Raw genomic sequence first — 20,945 nt, 5'->3', positions numbered from 1 at the left:
CATGGTCCAGAGTCAAGTGGTGGTGGCCCTCGCGCTGATGCCCGTTGCCTTCGGTGCCAGCCTCGAGCTGCCGTATGGATTGCAACCGCTACACAGGACTGAGCGTCCCGAGCACTGAAACAACAATCAGGATCAAGATGGCCAGTACGGCCTCTGCCGCCACGCTCTGTCGCAAGGCGTGCACCTCCTGCGCAGGATCCCCGCTGGCCAGCGCCCGTCCCAGGCGCGGCACCAGCGTCCATCGGTGCAGCGCTCCCAGGCCCAGCATTCCACCGAACAGGGCAAGCTTGAACAGCAGCAGGTTTCCGTAGGTGCTCTGGACCAGCGTCGACAATGACCACGCCGTGAGATCACCGTAGTGAGCGATGCCGGACACGATGAGCGCAGCAACGAAAATCGTTCCCAGCGTCGAAAATCCATGCAGCAAGTCATGCGTGGATCGCAGACGCCCGCTGTCGGAGGCCTCCTTGCCGCGCAGGAGCATACCCAGGAACATCAGGACCGCTGCGATCCAGCCGCCTGCCGCAAGAAGATGGACGAGGCCCGCAGCGAGCCGGACCGCGCCTGCCACGCCCTCGCCAGCGGCCGCGTGTCCGTTCCATGCCAGCGAAGCAAGTGCGCCGCCCGCCAGCGTCGCGGCCAGCCGAAAGGCGGGTTCCACCTTCCCGCGGCGACGATGCCATCCGAGCACAAACATCAGGGCGACGAGCAGCGCGCCTCTCGCCATCGCTGCCCGGCCCGCGGACGTCTCGAGCAGGTACCAGCCAAGCGATCCGCGATCAACGTCCGCCACCGGCATTCCCATGATGTCGGCGGTCTTGAAGACGACATCGGCCCCGGTGAGCACGAGCCCGACGGCGGCACTCACCAACAGAACGCCCATGAATGGCCACCCGGCCAGAGCGCCGGCGAGTGCCGGTCGTCGCAACCCGTACCAACCGAACAGTGGAACCCCGAAAAGAACCATGAGAACCAGGTACTCGAGGAATCTCAGTGCATAAGCCGACAGGTCGAACATTCGCGACTCCTCAACGCACCGTGAAGCTGAAGCTGCCCGGCACGGGGTGGTTGTCACCGCCGACGGCGCGGTATTCCACGGTATAGACGCCCGGAGCCAGCGGTCCAGGCAACTTGGCACGCAGGGTCTTGCCGTTGTTGACGATCTCGGTCGTGAAATTCTCGATCGGCATGGTGGAACTGCCGTGCTTCATGAGCAACTTGAGACGCGACGCCCGCGGAATCAATGTTTCGTTGAACACGAGATCGATCTGGCCCGGCGAAGCCACCACCGCATTTGCCGCCGGTGTGGACTGCTGCAGCGCGGCGTGGGCGTGCGCGATCTGCAGGGAGAACTGCCCAGCCGCAATCGCGAGGACGAGCGCGAAGGACCGAAGGACGTTTGATGATTTCATAGGGATAAATCCTCATTGCGAATGTGATGCAAAGCCCCGTTCGGCGCCGTGCTGTGTTGGATCCGACAAGCGTTAGGTGTCGGGCTGTCACCGAAACCACGGTTGGTCGGCTTTTGATATTTGAGATGAGGATCCCGCCGCTCAGGCGGGATCCTCGACGCGTCAAGCCGCCATGGCGCTGCAGCTTTCCGCGCAACGGCGACAAACTTCGGCGCAGCGCGCCATCTCCGGGTCGTTCATGGCGTCGCATGCATCGGCGCACTGGCGGCAGATCTCCGCGCAGGCACCGCAAACCACGTCGTGAGCGCTGGCACCGCGCAGCATCGCGTCGGCACTGGTTGCGCAGATATCGGCACACGTCGCCAACAGGGCGATGTGCTCCGGGGCCGCGTGAGCACCTCCTTTGGTCAGGCAGTAGTTGATGGTCTCCAGGCAGATCGCATGGCATTGCGTGCAGTTGTCGATGCACTCGTTCATGGCCTGGGACCGGTGTGCGGCGGAATGGTGAGTCATGTGGTTCTCCTTCTTCCTTGCGGGCGAGAATCGGCGCGCCCGCAACACCGCCCCCTGTTCCTGCACCGGATCAGTGCTGTGCGAACGGTTCAGTGGTTCCGTCGTGACGGACCAGCTCGACCGTGTACGGCTGTTGTCGCCCGGCAGGGACCTCCATGCCCGGCGAGCCGAGCGGCATTCCCGGCAGGACCAGGCCGCGTGCGTCCGGCTTCGCTTCGAGGAGGCGCTTGATGTCCGCGGCCGGGACATGGCCTTCGATGAGGTATCCACCGATCTCGGCCGTGTGGCAGGAGCCCTTTGCATAGGGGACACCCAGCCGTTCCTTGACCGGACCCAGGTCATCCATGTCGTGCACATCCACGGTGAAGCCCGCCTTCTGCACGTGGTCAACCCAGCTACCGCAACACCCGCAGGTCGGGGTCTTGTGGACGGTCATGCGTGGCAGGGCAGCGGGAGTGGTGTCGGCTGTTTCCGGGACGACCTGTACAGCGGGCGCGATGGTGGACTGCGCGGGTGTCGCCGCCTGGGTACAGGCACCCAGGCCGGCGACCGCAAAAGCCGCCCACGCCAGTCGGTTCAATCTGCAGGCTTTCATTTCCGGTTCTCCGCTCAGCGCCTGGTCCGCGAGGACCAGTGGATGTGGACGATCCGCCAGCCGTCGGCGGTCTGCTTCAGCACCATCGTTTCGGTGCTCTGGACGGTCAGTGGCTTGCCGTCCTTCTGGGCGTGCAGCTCGCTTTCGGTTCCGACCCACGCGAACTCGCCAGCGGTTCGTGCACGCTGACGGAGCAGCTGGCGATGGGCGCCCTTGAGGAACGCCGCATCGCTGACTGCGTGATGGCCCATGTATTCCTCGCGGCTGCGTTCTGCACCTCCGGACTCGAGGATGAGAACGTCGGCAGCGAGCAGGGCTTCGACCGTGGCCAGGTCGCCGCTGGACAGGGCGGTGTTGAAGCGCTCCGCTACGGCGACCGCGGCCTCTGCGGCGGCTGGGACGTCCACGTCCGCGGATGCCGCGGTGGCGTGATGTGCATGCGACTGTGTTGCCTGTGCCATCGCGGGCGACGCGACGGCCAGTGCAAAGGCGAGGGTGAAGGAGGTTGCTGTTGCTTTCATGCATGGATTCCAGGAAATCAGTGATGGTGTGCTTGATCCGCGGAAGCGCCGATCAGTCAGGCGCGCTTCGGGTGTGTCGGGTTTCAATGTCATGGTGGCTGTCAGAACCAGATTCGAACGCCGGCGACGATCCGGGTGTCGTCAATGTCGCCGGACTGCGCGCGACGTTGGTCCGCCGTGCCCCCGTAGGCACGCTCCCACACCACCCCGACATAGGGAGCGAATTGACGATGGAACTCGTAGCGCAGGCGGAACCCGGCTTCGACCGTGCTCAGCCCACTGCCAATTCCGACCTCGGGATCGTCCTTGCTCCAGGCCTCACCTTCGACCAGCCACTGGCCGATCAGTCGATTGGTGAACAACATTTCGTACTCGGCTTCCGCCCCGATCCCGACCTGACCGGACTCGCCCAGGTACGCCGTGGCTGAGACTTCGAACATGTACGGTGCCAGACCGATCACGCCGAGCGCCGCATAGCTGCGAGACGGGCCGCCACCAAAGCCAAGGTCATGGCGGACACCGGCGACCGCATCCCACCAGCGGGCGATGGCGCGGCCGTACAGGACCTCCACGTCGGCGGACTCGGTGGATCCACCAACGCGCTCGCCCTCGCTGCGCAGCCAGAGCCGGTTCAAGTCGGAGCCGACCCAGCCCATCGCTTCCCAAGCCACACCGGTGCCGTCTTCATCCGCGTCCCACACCTCAAGCCGATCAAGCGCCCAATAGGAGTGGATCGACTCGCCGTGCATCAGGTGCTCGTCGAGGTCCTGGAACGCCGCGGCGCGATCAGCCGGCGTGACGACAGGAATAGGCTCGTGTGGTTCTGCCGTGGCCGGGAGATCCTGGCTGGCACCTGCCTGGTGGCCCATGGAAGCGTGGTCCATGCCCGAGTGGTCCATGTTCGATCCATCCATTCCGGAGTGGTCCATTCCGGAATGGTCCATCGTGGAGTGATCGCTGCCGGCAGGCTCCGCCGCCCCCTGTTTCATGGCGCCGTGGTCCATGTTTCCGTGGTCCATGGATCCGTGATCCTGCGTTCCATGTTCCATCGGTGCCACCGGCGGCTGTGACGGGGTTGCGTGATGCGCATGGTCGCTGGGGCGTGGGTCAATCGGCTTGGCCGGCGACTGTGCGGCAGTCGGCTTCGCTGCCGGATGGTGCGAGGCGTGATCTGTCTCCTGGCCCCGCGCCGGCGCGACACCAGCAGTGAGGAGTAGTGCGGTGGCCAAGCCGAGGGTGAGCGGGTGGCGGCGGGATAGGGTCATGGCGTTCATTCCTCCACCCGCACTTCGCGGAACATGCCGGCTTCCATGTGGTAGAGCAGGTGGCAGTGGTAGGCCCAGCGGCCGAGCGCATCGGCGCGCACCCGGTAGCTGCGCTTGGTGCCTGGCGGCATGTCGATGGTGTGCTTGCGCACCATGAAGTTGCCGGACTCGTCCTCGAGGTCGCTCCACAGGCCGTGGAGGTGGATCGGGTGCGACATCATCGTGTCATTGACCAGCACGATCCGCATGCGCTCCCCATAGTTCAGCCGCAGGGGCTCTGCGTCGGCGAACTTCAGTCCGTCGAACGACCAGGCGAAGCGCTCCATGTGGCCGGTCAGGTGCAGCTCGACCGTGCGGCCGGGTTCGCGGCCGTCCGGGTCGCGGAACGTGCTGCGCAGATCGGCGTAGGTCAGCACGCGTCGGCCGTTGTCGCGCAGGCCAATGCCCGGATCGTCCAGCTTGGGCGCGGGTGTCATCGTCTGCATGTCGACGAGGGGGTTGCCGGTTTCGGTGGCCGGGTGCTGCTGCATTCCGCCGGCGCCGTGATCCATGCCCGCCATGCTTCCGCCGGCCATTGCGCTTCCGGCCATCGACGACATGTCGTGGCCGCTATGGTCCATCCCAGCCATTGAGCTAGACATCGAGGACATGTCGTGACCGCCGCCGCCCATTCCGCCGTGGCCCATGTCGTCCATGGTAAGGAGCGGCTTGGGACCGACGTCGGGCACAGGCGCACGCAAGCCGTCCCGGACGGCGAGGGTGCCGCTGATGTAGCCGCTGCGCCCCAGGTCCTGCGCGAAGATGGTGAACGCATCCTGCCCGGTGGGTTCGACGATGACGTCGAAGGTCTCGGCGGTGGCAATGCGGAACTCGTCGACCGTGACCGGATGCACGTACTGGCCGTCGGCCGCGACCACCGTCATCTTCAGACCCGGGATGCGCACGTCGAAGTGCGTCATCGCGGATCCGTTGATGAAGCGAAGGCGGACCTTCTCACCAGACCGGAAGAGGCCGGTCCAGTTGCCGAGCGAGGTCGTGCCGTTCATGAGGAAGGTGTAGGTGTTGCCATTGACGTCCGACAGGTCGGTCGGCGTCATCCGCTTCGCGCCCGCCCACATCTTGCGGTCTTCGACCGTGGGGGCCCAGCCGCGCTGCTTCACGTCGTCGAAGAAGTCGCCGACCGTCTGCTTGGCGTAGTTGTCGAAATCCGACCGCTTCTTGAGCCTGGCGAACAGGTGGCGCGGATCGAGATCGGTCCAGTCCGACAGCATGACCACGTAGTCGCGGTCATAGGCGAAGGGTTCGGGCTCGAGCGGCTCGATCACCAGCGGCCCATACAGGCCGGCCTGCTCCTGGAATCCGGAGTGGCTGTGGTACCAGTAGGTTCCGCCCTGCACGACGTTGAAGCGGTACTGGTAGGTGTCGCCGCGGTTGATGCCGTCGAAGCTCAGCCCGGGCACGCCGTCCATGTTGGCCGGCAGCAGGATGCCGTGCCAGTGGATCGATGTCTGGTTGCCATGGATCGAGCCGGGGGGCAGGGCATTGCGGACCCGCAGGTTGACGGTGGTGCCTTCGCGCCAGCGCAGCAGCGGCGCCGGAATCGAGCCGTTGACCGTGATCGCCGGGCGCGTGGCACCGGTGAAGTTCATCGGGGTCTCGCCGATGGTCAGGTCGAAGTCGGTGCCCGAGAGCACGTTGGGTACGCCTTCGGCCTTGACGGCCCAGCTGGAGCGGGGCCATAGGCCGAGGGCTGCAACGGCGCCTCCGGCGGCAAGGCCTTGGACAAAGTGGCGGCGCGACGGGGCGGACAGCCCCTCGGCGCGGCCGAAAAGATCGGATGACATGGGAACTCCGGGAAAGGTCGAGGGCTCGCGAGGCGAGCGTTACCCTGTCGGTGCGGAGCAGCGAACAGGGTCCATCAGCGCCTTGAAAGGCGCATAGCGACACTTAGCCGATCGGAGGTCGGAAGAGATTGGTCAGTGCAGCGGACGCGTGCACCGACAGGAACGGTTCGGCGGATTGCCGGTACCGGATGGTGAAGTCGGCGAGTGCCGACCCAACGAGTGCCGCGGAGCAATGCTGCATGCAGGGGCAGCAATTCCCCGCTTCACAGCAGTCGCCCAACGGCGATACAGCCCCGGCCTGGTCAGCGGCCTGGGGGTGATGGTGATCATCGGCCACCGGAGCAGCCGCCGCGGCCCCGTGGCAGGCAGCCATGGCCTCGCCTGCTGTCGGCGCCGCGGTCACGTAGGTGACGTGACCCGCGAAGTCGCGCAGGTGCTCCATGTGCATGGATGCGCCAGCGATGCCCGGACCGTTCGCCAGCAAGGCAACGATCAGGAACAGACGCATCAGGAGCGCGCGGAAAGACATGCGCCCGAGTATACGTCCCGAAGTAAACGCCGGATGAATACAGCGGCAACGCCTGTTGGCTTATCTCAGGGAAGCCTCGGAACGCCTTGGGCGATTGTGTAACAAGCGGTAGATCGGGTAGCTTCCGCGCAATGTCCCGGTTTCGCTTCCGTTCGCCGTCTATCGCCGCGCAGGCTGTGCTCCTGGGGCTGCTAGTGTTTGGCCTCCTGTTGCAGCCCGTGATCGCAGCTGTGGGCGAGATCCACGCCCTTGCGCATGACCCATCCGGGACCCATCAGCATGAACTGCGCACCGGCATCTCCGATGGGGAGCAAGCCGTGCCTGGCGAGCAGGGTCAAGGGGAGTCCGAAACGCTGCACATGTTCGTCCACTGCGCGCATTGCTGCGGCTTCACTGCAGCGTTGCTGCCCGGGGTAGCGCAACTGCCCCCGCTATCCCCCGCGCGTCAGTTGATGGCCACGAAGCCCGTCCTTTTGCCGTCGGCGCACTTGTCGAGCCCGTTCAAGCCTCCGATCTACGCGTGACCCCTCTGTCGGCGAGTCGCCGACCGTTGTCGTCCCCCTAGCTCGGAGCAACCCATGAGTTTTCGATTCGCGGCCAAGGCCGCGTTCGTCGTCGCCTGTGCCGTGGCCTTTCCCACGCACGCGAGCGACACCCTGACCCTACGCGACGCTTTCCAGCGCGTAGCTGATACCCATCCCGAACTTCGGCTGTTCGGTCCCCGCCGCGACGCCCTGGAAGCGGAGCTGGATCGTGCGTCCCTGCGTCCCGCGCTGTTCGGCGGCGTCGAAGTCGAGAACGTGCTTGGCAGCGGCGCCGCGAGCGGCGTGTCAGGCGCAGAGGTCACCCTGACATTGGCTTCCGTGCTGGAGCGTGGGGGCAAGCTGGACGCCCGCCGCGTACTTGCCCAGAGCCGGATCGACACCCTGGCGGTGGAGCGCGAGGGTCGGCGCCTGGACCTCCTGGCGGAAGTCGCCCGACGCTATCTTGCGGTCGTGGCGGCGCAGCACCAAGGCGCCATCGCCCGCATGGACATTGACCAGCGGGACCGCACCGTCACTGCGGCCCGACGTCGTCACGAGGCCGGAGCCTCGCCTGAGGCCGTCGTGCTGACCGCCGAAGCGGCCGCGGCACGTGCGCGGCTCGAACTGGCTCGCGCTGCGCAAGCCGAAATAGCCGCGCGCCAGCATCTGGCCGCACTGTGGGGTGAACGCAGCCCGACGTTCCAGGTCGCAGGAGGAGACCCCCTGGCGCTGCCCGAAATTGCGGACTTTGCGGAGCTCGCTGCCTGGCTGCAGCGCACACCAGAACTCGCCCAGTTCGTCGACGAGCAGCGTGTGCGCGAGGCCCGGCTCCAGTTTGCTCGCAGCGAGGCAACCCCAGATCTGAATTGGCAGGTCGGTGTGCGTCGCATGTCCGACGACAACGATTTCGGTCTGGTCGGGAGCGTTTCCATCCCGTTCGGCACACGGGGCCGCGCCCAGCCCGGGATTCGTGCTGCACAGGCTGAGCTGGCTGGACTGGAGATCGAGCGCGAGGCAGCAGGGTTGTCCCTCTATTCGACCTTGGCCGAAGCACATGGGCACTTCGAAGTGGCGCGCCTGGAAACACAGCGGCTGGAAGAAGACGTCCTTCCACGTCTTGCCCGGGCGGAAGCGGCGGCTGCTACGGCATATCGGGCCGGAGCCGCCAGCCATCTGGAATGGGCGAGCTTGCAGGCCGAACACACGGCGGCCCGCATCCAACAGCTGAGGGCCGCGCTCGAGGCCCAGCGTGCCTTGATCGAAATCCAACGACTGACCGGCCAGGCCTTCGTCGCCGACACAGCCGCTGAAGGCAAAGCAGGAGTAACACCATGAAGTTCCCCCAATTGCTCGCAGTTCTCGCCCTTGCTTGCGTGCTCGCGGCTTGCCAAGGCGAGGCGCCAGCTTCAGGCGCTGTCTCACATGTGGACGAAGGCGCCGGCCACGATGAAGGCGAGGGCGGACATGGCCACGACGAGGGCGAGGAATCTCCCAGCACCGTCATTCCGGCTGCGGTTGCCGAGAAGACTGGAATCAAGACGCAACCCGCCGGGCCGGGCGTCATCGCCGACGAGCACGAAGTCCAGGGCCTGCTAACGCCGGTGGAGGGGCGCGTTGCCCAAGTCACGGCACGCTTCCCCGGCCCCATCCGCTCGGCCCGGGCCAATGTCGGTGACCGTGTCCGCGCTGGGCAGGTTCTGGCCACCATCGAAAGCAACCTGAGCTTGAGCAACTACAACGTGACCGCTCCCATTGCCGGCGTCGTCACCTCGCGGTCTGCCTCAGTGGGTGCGTTGGCCGGAGACGGCGCGCCCCTGTTCGAAGTCGCCGACCTCTCCCAACTCTGGGTCGACCTTCACATTTTCGGCGCCGATGCACAGCACATCCAGCCAGGCGTGCCGGTGATGGTGACGCGCATGAGCGATGGCGAAACGGCGCAGACAACGCTTGAACGCGTGCTGCCCGGGATGTCCACCTCCAGCCAGAGCACTGTGGCCAGGGCGACCATCGAAAACTCCGACGGCCTCTGGCGTCCGGGTTCGGCGGTCAAGGCAAGAATCACGGTCGCGCAGCAACCTGTCGCGCTGCTGGTGCCATTGGCGGCCCTGCAGACCATGGACGGCGCCGAAGTGGTCTTCGTGCGCGAGGGCGAACGCTATCGGGCGCAACCGGTGCAGCTCGGCGTACGCGATGCCCGACAGGTGGAAGTGCGTGAGGGCATCAACCAGGGCGACGAGGTCGTAGTCGAGCAGAGTTACTTGCTCAAGGCGGACATCGGCAAGGAGGGCGCGGCGCATGAGCACTGACGCCGTCGTCCACGAGGCCGGCATGCTGGAAAGCATGGTCCGCTTCTCGATCCGGCATCGCTGGCTGATGCTGGTGCTGAGCTTGGGCTTGATCGGCCTCGGCATCTGGAGCTTCACCCGGCTGCCCATCGACGCCACGCCCGACATCACCAATGTCCAGGTGCAGATCAACACCGAGGCGCCTGGCTACTCGCCCCTGGAGTCCGAACAGCGGGTCAGCTACCCGATCGAGACGGCATTGGCTGGCCTGCCAAGGCTTGATTACACGCGGTCGTTGTCACGCTACGGCCTGTCGCAGGTCACGGTCGTCTTCGAAGACGGGACGGACGTTTACTTCGCCCGCCAGCAGGTCGCCGAACGGCTCCTCCAGATCAGATCGCAGATCCCGGACGGACTCGAGCCACAGATGGGGCCGATCTCGACCGGTCTGGGCGAGATCTTCATGTACACGGTCGACGCGGCCCCTGAAGCCCGCAAACCCGACGGCACACCCTGGACCGCGACCGATCTGAGGACGCTCCAGGACTGGGTCGTCCGCCCGCAAATGCGAAACACGCCGGGCGTGACCGAGGTCAATACGATGGGCGGGTTCGAGCGCCAGATCCACATCACGCCGGACCCATCCAGGCTGGTCGCCCTCGGATTCACCCTGCATGACATCGTCGAGGCGGTCGCCGCCAACAACCAGAACGTTGGCGCCGGCTACATTGAGCGGAACGGCCAACAGTACCTGGTCCGGGTCCCAGGGCAGGTCGGCGCGGTCGATGAGATACGCGACATCGTGCTCGACCGTCGCGATGGTCTCCCGATCCGGGTGCGGGACGTTGCCGAGGTGGGGGAGGGCCCGGAACTACGCACGGGCGCAGCGACCCAGAATGGCGAAGAGGTGGTCCTGGGTACGGTCTCGATGCTGGTGGGCTCCAACAGCCGCGCTGTCGCCCAAGCGTCCGCGGCCAAGCTGCGCGATGCCAACGCAAGCCTCCCCGATGGCGTCACGGCGACCGCCGTCTACGACCGCACCGGGCTGGTCGAACGCACGATGCAGACTATCTCCAAGAACCTCATCGAAGGCGCCTTGCTGGTCATCGTCGTGCTGTTCCTACTGCTTGGGAACTTTCGCGCTGCGCTCATCACCGCTGCCGTCATCCCACTGGCCATGCTGTTCACTATTACCGGAATGGTGCGGGGGGGCGTCTCCGGAAACCTGATGAGCCTGGGCGCGATCGATTTCGGCCTCATCGTCGACGGCGCAGTGATCATCATCGAAAACTGCCTGCGCCGCTTCGGCGAAGTCCAGCATCGCCTCGGTCGCGTGATGACCCGCGAAGAGCGCAACGACGTCACCGCGACCGCCACTGTCGAGGTGATCCGCCCAAGCCTGTTCGGTATGTTCATCATCGCTGCCGTCTACCTGCCGATCTTCGCGCTGACCGGGATCGAAGGGAAGATGTTCCACCCCATGGCAATCACGGTGGTGCTGGCTCTGACCGGTGCCATGGTCCTGTCGCTCACCTTCGTGCCCGCGTCGATCGCGCTCTTTCTCGGTGGACGCGTCGAAGAAAAGGAGAACCGCCTGATCCAATGGACCCGACGGCGCTATACACCCGTGCTCGCCTGGTCGCTCCGGAGGCGTCCATGGGTCCTCGGGGGCGCGCTTGCCCTAGTGGCGCTGTCGGTTCTTCTTGCCACCCGTCTTGGCAGCGAGTTCATTCCCAACCTCGACGAGGGCGACATCGCCATGCACGCGATCCGGATTCCGGGAACCGGCCTGGAGCAGTCGGTGAAGATGCAACTCGATGTCGAAGAGCGCTTGATGCAGATTCCCGAGGTGGAGCGGGTCTTCAGCAAGATCGGCACGGCCGAGGTGGCCACGGATCCGATGCCTCCCAACGTGGCCGACACGTTCCTGATGATGAAGCTCCGCGAGGACTGGCCGGACCCGCGCAAGCCAAAGGACGTGCTCATCGACGAGATCGAGCAGGCAGTGGCGGCGCTTCCAGGCAACAACTACGAGTTCACGCAACCGATCGAAATGCGGACCAACGAGTTGATTTCTGGCGTCCGCGCCGACGTCGCCGTGAAGGTGTTCGGCGACGACCTGGACACGTTGGTCGACGTGGCAGAGAAGGTAGAGGCTGTCGCCCGGCAGGTCACCGGAGCCGCTGACGTCAAGACCGAACAGGCAACGGGTTTGCCGCTGCTGACCGTGGTGCCGGACAAAGCGGCACTGGCGCGTTTTGGCCTGAATCCAGGAACTCTGCAGGCCACGGTGGCCACCGCGGTCGGCGGCGAGGTGGCCAGCCAGCTGTTCGAAGGGGACCGGCGGTTCAACATCGTGGTGCGTCTTCCCGAGCACATCCGGGTCGACCCGGCAGCACTCATGGATCTCCCGATCCCGCTGTCTGATGGTGCCAATGCCGACCGCTCCAGCCTTGAGCCTGGTTGGGGGACGGCGCGCACGGTTCCCTTGCGCGAGGTGGCCACCGTCGAGAACCTGCTGGGGCCCAACCAGGTCAACCGCGAGAATGGAAAGCGCCGGGTGGTGGTCACTGCCAACGTGCGCGATCGGGATCTGGGGGGCTTCGTAACGGAGCTGCAGCAGCGCATCGCGCAGGAGGTCGAGGTGCCCGCGGGCTACTGGATCGATTATGGCGGTACGTTCGAGCAGCTCATCTCCGCCAGTCGCCGCCTCGCGGTCGTGGTCCCGGTGACCCTGGTGCTCATCTTCGGCCTGCTGTTCATGGCCTTCGGCTCGGCAAAGGATGCCGTGATCGTGTTCACCGGGGTTCCGCTCGCGCTGACAGGTGGGGTCGTGGCCTTGGCGTTGCGCGGCATCCCGCTGTCGATCAGCGCGGGGGTGGGCTTCATCGCGTTGTCTGGCGTAGCCGTGCTCAACGGTCTGGTGATGATTGCCTTCATCCGCAAACTGCAGGAGCAAGGCCATGACTTGGATGACGCGGTATTCAATGGTGCGCTCGGGCGATTGCGGCCCGTGTTGATGACCGCGTTGGTGGCGTCGCTTGGCTTTATCCCGATGGCGTTCAATGTTGGAACCGGTGCAGAGGTGCAGCGCCCTCTGGCCACGGTTGTCATTGGCGGCATCGTTTCATCGACCTTGCTGACCCTGGTGGTGCTGCCCACGCTCTACAGCCTTTTGCATCGAAACGACGCCGTGCGGTTGCAAAAGGCGACCCGCTGACGTGCACATGAATCGCCACACCCGCAGCGACAACCTCAAGGTTGGAAGACAATGACCGAGAAGCTACGCATCGACCTGCCGATCCTGCTGCCTCAAGTTCCGGACGAGTCGGATGCCTGTGTCGGACGATTGATCGACAACCTGGCGACTCGTGGCGGCATCGAGTCTGTGCATGTTCGCGCGGGCGACGGCGGTTCGCCCGCTCAGATTTGCATCCACTACAACGCGGACACAGTGTCGGTCGCGCGCATCCGCGAAGTGGTGGAAGGTGCCGGCGCAGCCATCAGCGACCGCTACGGGCATGTTCTGTGGGAAGTGCAGGGCATTGGGCACCAGCGACGCGCGCGAACTGTGGGGGAGCGACTCAAGTCGCTTCCTGGAGTCCTGGAAGCTGAAGCCAGTGCCGCCGGGACGGTGCACGTCGAGTACGACCGTTCAGAGATTCGCGAGGAGCGCATCCTCGCTGTGCTTGCTGGGATGGACGTCTTCCCGACTGGAGGCGAGGTCGAGCACGATCGCCGTACTGTGGAGCATGTGCACCGTACTGGTGGCGGACATGTACATGGCAAGGACGAGGACGCGCATGCGCACGGCGGACTTCTGGGGCGGAACTCCGAGCTGATCTTTGCACTGCTTTGCGGCGCGTTCCTGGTGGGCGGCTTCGCCATGGAGAGGCTGGCTCCAGGTGCGCCGCCATGGTTGCCGCTGGCGTGCTACGTCGTGGCCTATTTTTTCGGCGGCTTCTACACGCTGCGCGAGGCGATCGACAACCTGCGCATGAAGCGCTTCGCGATCGACACGCTCATGCTGGTCGCCGCCGCTGGCGCCGCGGCGCTCGGATCCTGGGCTGAGGGCGCGCTGCTGCTGTTCCTGTTCAGCCTGGGCCACGCGCTCGAGCACTACGCGATGGGGCGCGCCAAGCGCGCGATCGAGGCACTGGCCGAGCTCGCCCCCGCGAGGGCGACGGTACGGCGGACCGGGGAGGTACGGGAGATTCCGGTGGAAGAACTCGTCATCGGCGACGTCGTGCTCGTAAAGCCCAACGAACGCGTGCCTGCCGATGGGTTCCTCGTGCTCGGCACGTCGAGCGTTGACCAGGCACCGGTGACCGGCGAGAGCATTCCGGTCGACAAACGCCCTGTCGACGATCCGGCTGCGTCCCGCGCACGCCCCGATGGAGTCGATTCCGAATCGCGCCTGTTCGCGGGCACCATCAACGGCAGCGGGGCCATCGAGATGGAGGTCACGCGGCGATCTGTTGACTCGGCGCTCGCGCGAGTAGTGAAGATGGTCAGCGAAGCGGAAACGCGGCAGTCGCCAACCCAGCGCTTCACCGACAAGTTCGAGCGCGTCTTCGTGCCGGCGGTGCTGGCGCTGGCCGTTCTTCTGCTGTTCGCATGGGTGGTGGTGGACGAGCCGTTTCGTGACAGCTTCTATCGCGCGATGGCGGTGCTGGTGGCCGCCAGCCCCTGTGCGCTGGCGATTGCCACGCCGAGTGCAGTGCTTTCCGGAATCGCACGTGCAGCGCGTGGCGGTGTGCTGATCAAGGGCGGGGCGCCCCTTGAGGAGCTGGGATCGCTGAATGCCATCGCGTTCGACAAGACCGGCACCCTGACCGAGGGCCGGCCACGCATCACTGACGTCTTGCCAGTCGATGGTGTGTCGGAAGAAGAGCTGCTGGCGGTCGCCGTTGCGGTGGAGTCGCTGAGCGACCATCCGCTGGCTGCGGCCATCGCGCGTGATGGGCGAGACCGGCTGGGAGGCGCCTCCATTCCAACTGCCAGCGGCCTGGAGAACCTCATTGGCCGCGGCGTGACCGCAACGCTCGGCGAAGACACTGTCTGGATCGGCAAGGCGGAATTGTTCGGGACTGAGGGTATCGCGCCGCTCGGTGACGCGGCTGCTGCGTCCATCGCGCAACTGCGCGACGCGGGACGCACGACGATGGTGGTGCGACGTGGCACGCGTGATCTTGGCGCGATCGGCCTGCTCGACACACCACGCGCCGGTGCCCGGGAGGCGCTGCAGCGTCTGCGCGATCTAGGCATCGGCCGGATGATCATGATCTCCGGCGATCATCAGAAGGTCGCCGATGCAATTGCGCGCGACGTGGGGCTGGACGAGGCCTGGGGCGACCTGATGCCGGAGGACAAGGTCGAATCCATCCGCAAGCTGCGGGAGCAGGACAAGGTTGCAATGGTCGGAGACGGCGTCAACGATGCACCGGCAATGGCCACCGCGACCGTGGGAATCGCGATGGGCGCAGCCAGCTCCGATGTCGCGCTGGAAACCGCCGACGTTGCCTTGATGTCGGACGATCTGCACAACCTGCCGTTCGCGGTCGGGCTCAGCCGGCATACCCGCGGCGTGATCCGGCAGAACGTGTTCGTCAGCCTCGGCATCGTCGCCCTGCTCGTGCCGGCGACCATATTCGGCCTCGGAATCGGGCCGGCGGTCGCGATCCACGAAGGTTCGACGTTGCTGGTTGTGTTCAACGCCCTCAGGTTGCTCGGCTACAAGGATCGCAGTAGTCACGCTGCGTCCTGAAAACCAGGAACCGGATTTCTCGCGGGACACGAGACCCTGTCAGGACAGGAGCTACGACGGTGGGCGGCGCAGCGTATCGAGGATGGTGCATTGTCCGCGCTCGCTGCCGCTGCAGCTGTCGATCACCCGCTGAAGCTCAGTGGCCATTCGTTGCAGATCGTCGAGGCGGGTGTGGATATCGGCCAGATGTACACGGGCCAGACGGTCGACCTCCTGGCAAGACAATCCGTCGTCGTCGGCTAAACCCAACAGGCTGCGGATCTCTTCCAGCGAGAAGCCCAAGTCGCGTCCCCGACTTACGAAACGCAGCCGGGCCACGTCTTCCGGGGCGTAATCGCGGTACCCGCCGGAGGTGCGGGGCGGGGAAGGCAGCAGACCGATCCGCTCGTAGTACCTGACTGTCTCCGGATGGCATCCGCTGCGGGCTGCGAGCTCTCCGATCTTCACGGGCTTGACCCTGTAGCGACTACAGGCTTTAGCATCCTCTGACTTCGAGTGGACCGCAATCGGTCCTCCCTTTTCCGGAAGATCCTCATGGCTGATTCGTGTGGTTGTGGTGGTGCCATGGACGTCGGCGCGCTGGAGGCGCGACAGCGACGGGTGCTGATAATCGTCTTGGCGATCAATATCGCCACCTTCGCGATGATGATCACCGCCGCGCTATACAGCGGGTCGTCCTCGTTGCTGTCTGGCAGCCTCGACAACCTCGGTGACGCACTCACCTATCTGCTGAGCCTGGCGGTGGTCGGTGCCAGCCTGCGCGCCAAGGCCGCGGTTGCAGTGGTCAAGGGCCTGCTGATCCTGGGAGCAGCAATCGCTGTGGCCGCTCAGATCGGTTGGCGCCTCGCACACCCGGGTGTCCCGATCTTCGAGGCCATGGGCCTTGCAGCGGCGGTCAACCTTGCGTTCAACGGCCTGTGCCTGTGGTTGCTGACCCCGTACCGATTCGGCGACGTGAACATGGCGTCGGTGTGGGAGTGTTCGCGCAACGACATTTATGAAGGCTTCGCAGTGCTCTTGGCTGCCGCCAGTGTGTGGATGTTCGACGCCGGCTGGCCGGATCTTGTTATTGCGACGGTGCTGTTGCTGATGTTCCTACGCTCGGCGTGGCGGGTGCTGCGGTCGGCGTTCAAAAGCTATCGGAACGCGACATAGCCTGTCGAAAGTAAATGCAGCCGCGGAGCTCACGGTAATCCCCCCATTTTTAGCAGTCGCCAAAAGTGGAGCTAAGCGGCAAGGGCCAATTTCTGCATCGGCGTGATGCCGCCGAGCGCCATGTTCGGGCGCTCATGGTTGTAAGTCCATTGCCAGCGGGTGGCTCTGTCCTGCACCTGCTCGATCGTGTCGAACAGGGTGCGGGCCAGCCAGCCGTAGCGCACCGTGCGGTTGTAGCGCTCGATGTAAGCGTTCTGTTGCGGCTTCCCCGGTTGGATATGCTCGATCCGGATGCCCTGCCGCTCCGCCCAGGCCAGCAGTGCCCCGCTGATGTACTCGGGCCCGTTGTCGCAGCGGATCACGCGCGGCTTGCCACGCCACTCGATGATTTGCTCCAGTGAGCGGATCACGCGACTCGAAGGCAGTGACAGGTCGACCTCGATGCCGAGCCCTTCGCGGTTGAAGTCGTCGAGTACGTTGAACAACCGGAAGCTTCGTCCATCGCTGAGCTGGTCGTGCATGAAGTCCATCGACCAGACCTGGTTGATCGCCTCAGGCACCGCGAGCGGCTCCGGCTTCTCCCGCACCAAACGCTTCTTGGGCTTGATCCGCAGGTTCAACTCCAGCTCCCGGTAGATGCGGTAGGCCCGCTTGTGGTTCCAGCGGAACCCCTTGACGTTGCGCAGGTGCAGGAAGCAAAGGCCAAAACCCCAGTCGCGATAGGTCGTGGTCAGCCGCACCAGCCAGTCCGCAATCCGGGCGTTCTCCTCGCAGGCCTTCGCCTGGTACCGGTAGCAGGTTTCACTGACCTCGAAGGTCTGACAGGCATGCCGAATGCTGGTGCGTCCGCCTTCCACTGCTGTTCTGGCCATCTCCCGGCGCTGAGATGGCCTCACCATTTTTTTGAGAGCGCCTCCTTGAGCAGGTCGGTGCTGAGCTGGGCCTCGGCGTACATCTTCTTCAGCCGACGGTTCTCCTCCTCCAGCTCCTTCATCCGAGCCACCATGGACACCTCCATGCCGCCGAACTTGCTGCGCCACTTGTAGAACGTCGCCGAGCTGATGCCGTGTTCGCGGCATAGCTCCGGCACGGGTGTACCGGCTTCGGCCTGCTTGAGCACGGCGATGATCTGGCTGTCTGTGAAGCGGGACTTCTTCATGGAACCTCCTCGGGAAAGGGTACGAGAAAATTCCACTTCTGGCGTCAGCTAACCCGCGGGGGGATTACCCCTGCACCTGCGCAACGTCAAGGGGTTCCGCTGGAACCACAAGCGGGTGGACCGACCAGCCTTTCGTAGACATCCGGACGCCATAATTCATGGCAATGACCGAGGTGTTTATGGGCAACAGCAAGCAGTACACGGATGAGTTCCGGGCCGAGGCGGTGAAGCAGGTGATCGAGCGCGGCTTCACGGTGGTGGACGTCGCCGCCCGGATCGGGATCCCCAAGCACACCCTGTATGGCTGGGTGCAGGTGGCGAGGAAAATGGCGCCGGCATCGGGCGCTTCAGCAGCGCCGAGCGACTCGGCCGAGATCCGCCGGCTCAAGGCCGAGCTGCGGCGTGTGACCGAGGAGCGCGACATCCTAAAGAAAGCCGCCGCGTACTTTGCCAAGGGGTAAGGGCGAAGTACGCGTTCATGCGCGCGCACATCCGCGAGTTCCGCCTGGTCGCGATGTGCCGGGTGCTGGGCGTGCACCGCAGCGGCTACTACGCCTGGTTGCGCCAAGGCACCAGTGCCCGCGAGCGGGACGATCAGCGCCTGCTGGGGCTGATCAGGCACCACTGGCTGGCCAGCGGCGCGGTGTATGGCTATCGCAAGATCACCTTGGACCTGCGGGAAGCGGGCGAGCATTGCAGCCGGCACCGCGTCCGGCGGCTGATGAAGGCCGAGGGCCTGCGGGCGCAGGTGGGCTATGGCGGCAAGCCGCGCCACCGCGGCGGCCCGGTCGGTGCCGTGGCGAACGTGCTCAACCGGGACTTCACGCCGCACGCCCCGAACAAGGTCTGGGTCACGGACATCACCTACATCCGCACCTACGAGGGCTGGCTGTTCCTGGCTGCAGTGATGGACTTGTACTCGCGCCAGATCGTCGGGTGGGCAACGGCGTCCACGATGACCAGCGACCTGGTGCTGCAGGCGCTGATGGCGGCGGCATGGCGACGCAAGCCCGGCCCGGGCGTGCTGGTCCACTCCGACCAGGGCTGCCAGTTCACCAGCAACGACTGGCAGTCGTTCCTGAAGGCGCACCGGATGGTGCCGAGCATGAGCCGTCGCGGGAACTGCCACGACAACGCCGTGGCCGAGAGTTTCTTCAGCGTCCTGAAGAAGGAGCGGATCAAGCGGCGGATCTACCCGACGCGAGCCACTGCTGCTTCGGACGTGTTCGACTACATCGAGATGTTCTACAACCCGATTCGCCGGCATGGTTCCGCTGGCGGCATGTCACCGGTAGAGTTCGAAAAGCGCTACGCGCAGAGCGGCGACTGAGTGTCTATGGAACTCTGGCCGGTCCACAGGACCACCAGGAGCACCACGGCTCCGGCAAACACATGCCTCAGCTTACGCATGAGGCACCGTTGCGAATAGCCGTGAAGGGATCACTCAAAACCTCCAGGTGGCGCGCACGTACAGATCGTCATCCCGGCGTGGACCGGCGGCGGCGGCGGGGAGGTCGATTTCCTTGCGCCGCCGCAGGCGCGCGTCCAGCTGCCAGGCCTGTGTCGCCTGCCACACCCAGCGCGCCTCGATCAGTTCGTCGTTCGGGCGGAAGTCACTCGACAGCAGCCAGCCGTCGGCGACGCGGCCGTAGACGATGCCGAAGTTGTGCCCCGGCAGGATGTCCATGAAGCTGAGCGACGCCTGCCAGGACAGCGAATCCGAACTGCCGCTGCCGGAGTTCATGGCTTCCCGACGCGGAGTGTTGGGGGCATAGCCGAGTTCGCCGCCGAGCCGCAGCCTGGTTTCGCCGTCGCCAAGTCGCCACTGGGCGGTGGCCTTGGCGGTCACGGCGAAGTAGTCCTCCGTCCGGGCATCGGCGACGCCGTAGGGATGCAGCGCGGACGGGAGCCAGTTGACCGTGACCACACGCTGGATCAGCGGTCCGATCGGCGTCTTGGATTCGAGGACGGCCAGCATGCCCAGGCGCGAGCCGCTGTCGCTGAACTCCAGCGGCCGGCGCAGGGTGCCGGTCGGGCCGCGGCGGTCGTTGTGGCGCAGGACCAGGTGGGTGGTCCAGTCGTCGCCGGGGCGCCACTGCAGCCAGGCGCCATCGGTCCAGGTGACGTCGAAGTTGGTGCTGTCGTTCTGGTCCAGCGACTTCTTCATCACGTCGTCCAGGCCCCATGCGGCCTGGAAGCGGCCGACGCGAACGCTCCATGGCGCCTCGGCCGGGCGGTATTCCAGCCAGGCCTCGTCGATCGTGCCCTGGCCGTTCTCCAGGCCCGCCGGACCCGGCGCCCAGGTGCGCATCCAGAACTCCTCGCTGTCCTGGTCGCCGTCGAGCCGGGCGGCGACCCGGCCGCTGAAGTGCCAGCCGCCGCCCAGCTCGCCCTGCAGGCGGAAGCGGAGGCGGGCGCGCAGGCTGTCGGCATCCGATTCGGTGCCGCTGCGGCTGCGGGTCTCCGAGGCGACGTAGCCGAAGCGCATATCGCCGCTGGTCTTCCAGGCATCTGCCGCAGTCGCGTCGGCCGTCACCAGTGCGAGCAGCGTGACGGCGAGCCACGCGAAGGGGTAGGGCCGTCGGGCAGGCAGGGCTCGCCGGGTACGCATGGGTTTGGCCTCCGGGTCGGGAGGCGCAGGTGGCGGGTTATCGACTGCGCCTGATCGTCGTGGAGACTTTGCGCGCCGTAAACATGTGCGTCTTTGACCCAGATCAACCGCAAGGGGTGGTCAGGAGCCCGCCCCTTCGTTGGGATCGTCGAACAGCGCCTCGTAATTGGCAACGGCACCGTGCATGTCATGCACGGGGGCGGCGTCGGACGGATCGGCCTGCAGCGCCTGGGTACCGGCCATCAAGCGGGCAAGCACGGCGTGCAGGGCGACGTCGGGTTCGACCGGCAGGCTGCAGTTCTCGAACATGTATTCGACGGCGGCATCGACCTCGGCGGCTCCTGCCAGGATCGTGGCTTCGTCGGAGGCCTGCTCCAGGCTGCCGATGGCGGCGCGCACCCGCGACATGCCCTCGATCAGCGGCGCGTCCGGCTCCCACTGGACGTGGTGGTCGGGCACCGGGAAATCCACGCCGGCCGCGTGCGCCGTGTCGTGGCCATGGTGGTCGTCGTCGTGCGCACCCGCCGCGTCAGAGGCACTGGTGGCCGCCTGGTCGGCCTGCGCCGTTGCCGTCGCGTCCGAGGCAGCGGACGCAGCCGACGAAGTGTCTTGTGTGCAGCCGGGGGCCAGCGTGCCCAGCGCGAGTGCGAGTGCCGCGACGAGGGGAATCTGCTTCACATTCATACAAGGCTCCGTGTAAGGAAAATCGAAAGATCTTCAGAGCCCAGTCTGGCGCGGGGGCGGCGGGTATGCAAAGCCCGCTGC

Annotated in this window: 19 protein-coding genes; 7 read left to right on the top strand and 12 right to left on the bottom strand. The window is 65.5% G+C overall.

What is annotated here, in order from left to right:
* Window positions 1–88: 88 nt before the first annotated feature.
* The 8 genes from copD to ACEJ41_RS06685 form a co-directional block, all read right to left on the bottom strand.
* Window positions 89–1,018 carry a copper homeostasis membrane protein CopD gene (gene copD / locus ACEJ41_RS06720; RefSeq protein WP_374014008.1) on the bottom strand — a complete coding sequence of 310 codons (930 nt, stop codon included), beginning with the start codon at window positions 1,016–1,018 and terminating at the stop codon, window positions 89–91.
* A 10-nt stretch (window positions 1,019–1,028) separates the two neighbouring features.
* Window positions 1,029–1,412, bottom strand: coding sequence for a copper homeostasis periplasmic binding protein CopC (copC, locus tag ACEJ41_RS06715; RefSeq protein WP_374014006.1), 384 nt, complete (start codon window positions 1,410–1,412; stop codon window positions 1,029–1,031).
* 162 nt (window positions 1,413–1,574) lie between these two features.
* A complete protein-coding gene (locus ACEJ41_RS06710; protein ID WP_374014005.1) occupies window positions 1,575–1,925 on the bottom strand; it encodes a four-helix bundle copper-binding protein in 351 nt (116 codons plus the stop codon).
* Between the two features lie 70 nt (window positions 1,926–1,995).
* Window positions 1,996–2,520 (bottom strand): DUF411 domain-containing protein, encoded by a 525-nt coding sequence (locus ACEJ41_RS06705; protein ID WP_374014004.1) that lies wholly within the window; start codon window positions 2,518–2,520, stop codon window positions 1,996–1,998.
* A 14-nt stretch (window positions 2,521–2,534) separates the two neighbouring features.
* The gene (locus ACEJ41_RS06700; protein ID WP_374014003.1) at window positions 2,535–3,041 is read right to left on the bottom strand and encodes a nuclear transport factor 2 family protein; all 507 of its coding nucleotides are present in this window, start codon (window positions 3,039–3,041) and stop codon (window positions 2,535–2,537) included.
* Window positions 3,042–3,142: 101 nt separating this feature from the next.
* The gene (locus ACEJ41_RS06695) at window positions 3,143–4,306 is read right to left on the bottom strand and encodes a copper resistance protein B (RefSeq protein ID WP_374014002.1); all 1,164 of its coding nucleotides are present in this window, start codon (window positions 4,304–4,306) and stop codon (window positions 3,143–3,145) included.
* Between the two features lie 5 nt (window positions 4,307–4,311).
* Window positions 4,312–6,150 carry a copper resistance system multicopper oxidase gene (locus ACEJ41_RS06690; RefSeq protein ID WP_374014001.1) on the bottom strand — a complete coding sequence of 613 codons (1,839 nt, stop codon included), beginning with the start codon at window positions 6,148–6,150 and terminating at the stop codon, window positions 4,312–4,314.
* A 103-nt stretch (window positions 6,151–6,253) separates the two neighbouring features.
* Window positions 6,254–6,679: a CopL family metal-binding regulatory protein gene (locus tag ACEJ41_RS06685; protein ID WP_374014000.1), complete on the bottom strand. Its 426-nt coding sequence runs from the start codon at window positions 6,677–6,679 to the stop codon at window positions 6,254–6,256.
* 131 nt (window positions 6,680–6,810) lie between these two features.
* Between ACEJ41_RS06685 and ACEJ41_RS06680 the strand changes: the two genes are divergently transcribed.
* Genes ACEJ41_RS06680 through ACEJ41_RS06660 form a run of 5 tightly spaced genes read left to right on the top strand, consistent with a single transcriptional unit; the run spans window position 6,811 to window position 15,255 of the window.
* On the top strand, window positions 6,811–7,203 hold the full coding sequence (locus tag ACEJ41_RS06680) for a hypothetical protein (protein WP_374013999.1): 393 nt from the start codon (window positions 6,811–6,813) through the stop codon (window positions 7,201–7,203).
* Window positions 7,204–7,257: 54 nt separating this feature from the next.
* A complete protein-coding gene (locus tag ACEJ41_RS06675) occupies window positions 7,258–8,538 on the top strand; it encodes a TolC family protein (RefSeq protein WP_374013998.1) in 1,281 nt (426 codons plus the stop codon).
* On the top strand, window positions 8,535–9,509 hold the full coding sequence (locus ACEJ41_RS06670) for an efflux RND transporter periplasmic adaptor subunit (protein WP_374013997.1): 975 nt from the start codon (window positions 8,535–8,537) through the stop codon (window positions 9,507–9,509). Before ACEJ41_RS06675 ends, ACEJ41_RS06670 begins: the two co-directional genes overlap by 4 nt.
* 22 nt (window positions 9,510–9,531) lie before the next feature.
* Complete coding sequence (locus ACEJ41_RS06665) at window positions 9,532–12,708, top strand: efflux RND transporter permease subunit (RefSeq protein WP_374014087.1); 3,177 nt, start codon at window positions 9,532–9,534, stop codon at window positions 12,706–12,708.
* Between the two features lie 51 nt (window positions 12,709–12,759).
* Entirely contained in the window at window positions 12,760–15,255 is a 2,496-nt protein-coding gene (locus ACEJ41_RS06660) for a heavy metal translocating P-type ATPase (RefSeq protein WP_374013996.1), read from the top strand.
* Window positions 15,256–15,306: 51 nt separating this feature from the next.
* Here the strand turns inward: ACEJ41_RS06660 and ACEJ41_RS06655 are convergent, their stop codons facing one another.
* Entirely contained in the window at window positions 15,307–15,702 is a 396-nt protein-coding gene (locus tag ACEJ41_RS06655; protein ID WP_374013995.1) for a helix-turn-helix domain-containing protein, read from the bottom strand.
* 87 nt (window positions 15,703–15,789) lie between these two features.
* Between ACEJ41_RS06655 and ACEJ41_RS06650 the strand changes: the two genes are divergently transcribed.
* Window positions 15,790–16,410: a cation transporter gene (locus tag ACEJ41_RS06650; RefSeq protein ID WP_374013994.1), complete on the top strand. Its 621-nt coding sequence runs from the start codon at window positions 15,790–15,792 to the stop codon at window positions 16,408–16,410.
* A 71-nt stretch (window positions 16,411–16,481) separates the two neighbouring features.
* Here ACEJ41_RS06650 and ACEJ41_RS06645 read toward each other — a convergent pair.
* Window positions 16,482–17,569 (bottom strand): IS3 family transposase gene (locus ACEJ41_RS06645; protein ID WP_374013993.1). Its coding sequence is split into 2 segments (ribosomal slippage): window positions 16,482–17,317 and window positions 17,317–17,569, totalling 1,089 coding nucleotides; the frame shifts between segments, so codons are not numbered across the junction.
* A gap of 179 nt (window positions 17,570–17,748) precedes the next feature.
* Here ACEJ41_RS06645 and ACEJ41_RS06640 point away from each other — a divergent pair.
* Window positions 17,749–18,899 (top strand): IS3 family transposase gene (locus tag ACEJ41_RS06640; protein ID WP_198429481.1). Its coding sequence is split into 2 segments (ribosomal slippage): window positions 17,749–18,004 and window positions 18,004–18,899, totalling 1,152 coding nucleotides; the frame shifts between segments, so codons are not numbered across the junction.
* Window positions 18,900–19,013: 114 nt separating this feature from the next.
* Here the strand turns inward: ACEJ41_RS06640 and ACEJ41_RS06635 are convergent.
* On the bottom strand, window positions 19,014–20,180 hold the full coding sequence (locus tag ACEJ41_RS06635) for a porin (RefSeq protein WP_374013992.1): 1,167 nt from the start codon (window positions 20,178–20,180) through the stop codon (window positions 19,014–19,016).
* Window positions 20,181–20,300: 120 nt separating this feature from the next.
* On the bottom strand, window positions 20,301–20,864 hold the full coding sequence (locus ACEJ41_RS06630) for a hypothetical protein (protein WP_344760060.1): 564 nt from the start codon (window positions 20,862–20,864) through the stop codon (window positions 20,301–20,303).
* Window positions 20,865–20,945 lie beyond the last annotated feature (81 nt).

The organism is Pseudoxanthomonas koreensis, from assembly GCF_041890415.1.
GTDB lineage: Bacteria > Pseudomonadota > Gammaproteobacteria > Xanthomonadales > Xanthomonadaceae > Pseudoxanthomonas > Pseudoxanthomonas koreensis_A.
The sequence above is the reverse complement of the archived record's forward strand: the minus strand, read 5'-3'. Positions and strand labels throughout refer to the sequence as shown.

Excerpts from the sequence above, each read along its gene's own strand:
- copD (WP_374014008.1), bottom strand. The coding sequence starts at position 1,018 with ATGTTCGACCTGTCGGCTTATGCACTGAGATTCCTCGAGTACCTGGTT.
- copC (WP_374014006.1), bottom strand. The coding sequence starts at position 1,412 with ATGAAATCATCAAACGTCCTTCGGTCCTTCGCGCTCGTCCTCGCGATT.
- ACEJ41_RS06710 (WP_374014005.1), bottom strand. The coding sequence starts at position 1,925 with ATGACTCACCATTCCGCCGCACACCGGTCCCAGGCCATGAACGAGTGC.
- ACEJ41_RS06705 (WP_374014004.1), bottom strand. The coding sequence starts at position 2,520 with ATGAAAGCCTGCAGATTGAACCGACTGGCGTGGGCGGCTTTTGCGGTC.
- ACEJ41_RS06700 (WP_374014003.1), bottom strand. The coding sequence starts at position 3,041 with ATGAAAGCAACAGCAACCTCCTTCACCCTCGCCTTTGCACTGGCCGTC.
- ACEJ41_RS06695 (WP_374014002.1), bottom strand. The coding sequence starts at position 4,306 with ATGACCCTATCCCGCCGCCACCCGCTCACCCTCGGCTTGGCCACCGCA.
- ACEJ41_RS06690 (WP_374014001.1), bottom strand. The coding sequence starts at position 6,150 with ATGTCATCCGATCTTTTCGGCCGCGCCGAGGGGCTGTCCGCCCCGTCG.
- ACEJ41_RS06685 (WP_374014000.1), bottom strand. The coding sequence starts at position 6,679 with ATGTCTTTCCGCGCGCTCCTGATGCGTCTGTTCCTGATCGTTGCCTTG.
- ACEJ41_RS06680 (WP_374013999.1), top strand. The coding sequence starts at position 6,811 with ATGTCCCGGTTTCGCTTCCGTTCGCCGTCTATCGCCGCGCAGGCTGTG.
- ACEJ41_RS06675 (WP_374013998.1), top strand. The coding sequence starts at position 7,258 with ATGAGTTTTCGATTCGCGGCCAAGGCCGCGTTCGTCGTCGCCTGTGCC.
- ACEJ41_RS06670 (WP_374013997.1), top strand. The coding sequence starts at position 8,535 with ATGAAGTTCCCCCAATTGCTCGCAGTTCTCGCCCTTGCTTGCGTGCTC.
- ACEJ41_RS06665 (WP_374014087.1), top strand. The coding sequence starts at position 9,532 with ATGCTGGAAAGCATGGTCCGCTTCTCGATCCGGCATCGCTGGCTGATG.
- ACEJ41_RS06660 (WP_374013996.1), top strand. The coding sequence starts at position 12,760 with ATGACCGAGAAGCTACGCATCGACCTGCCGATCCTGCTGCCTCAAGTT.
- ACEJ41_RS06650 (WP_374013994.1), top strand. The coding sequence starts at position 15,790 with ATGGCTGATTCGTGTGGTTGTGGTGGTGCCATGGACGTCGGCGCGCTG.
- ACEJ41_RS06635 (WP_374013992.1), bottom strand. The coding sequence starts at position 20,180 with ATGCGTACCCGGCGAGCCCTGCCTGCCCGACGGCCCTACCCCTTCGCG.
- ACEJ41_RS06630 (WP_344760060.1), bottom strand. The coding sequence starts at position 20,864 with ATGAATGTGAAGCAGATTCCCCTCGTCGCGGCACTCGCACTCGCGCTG.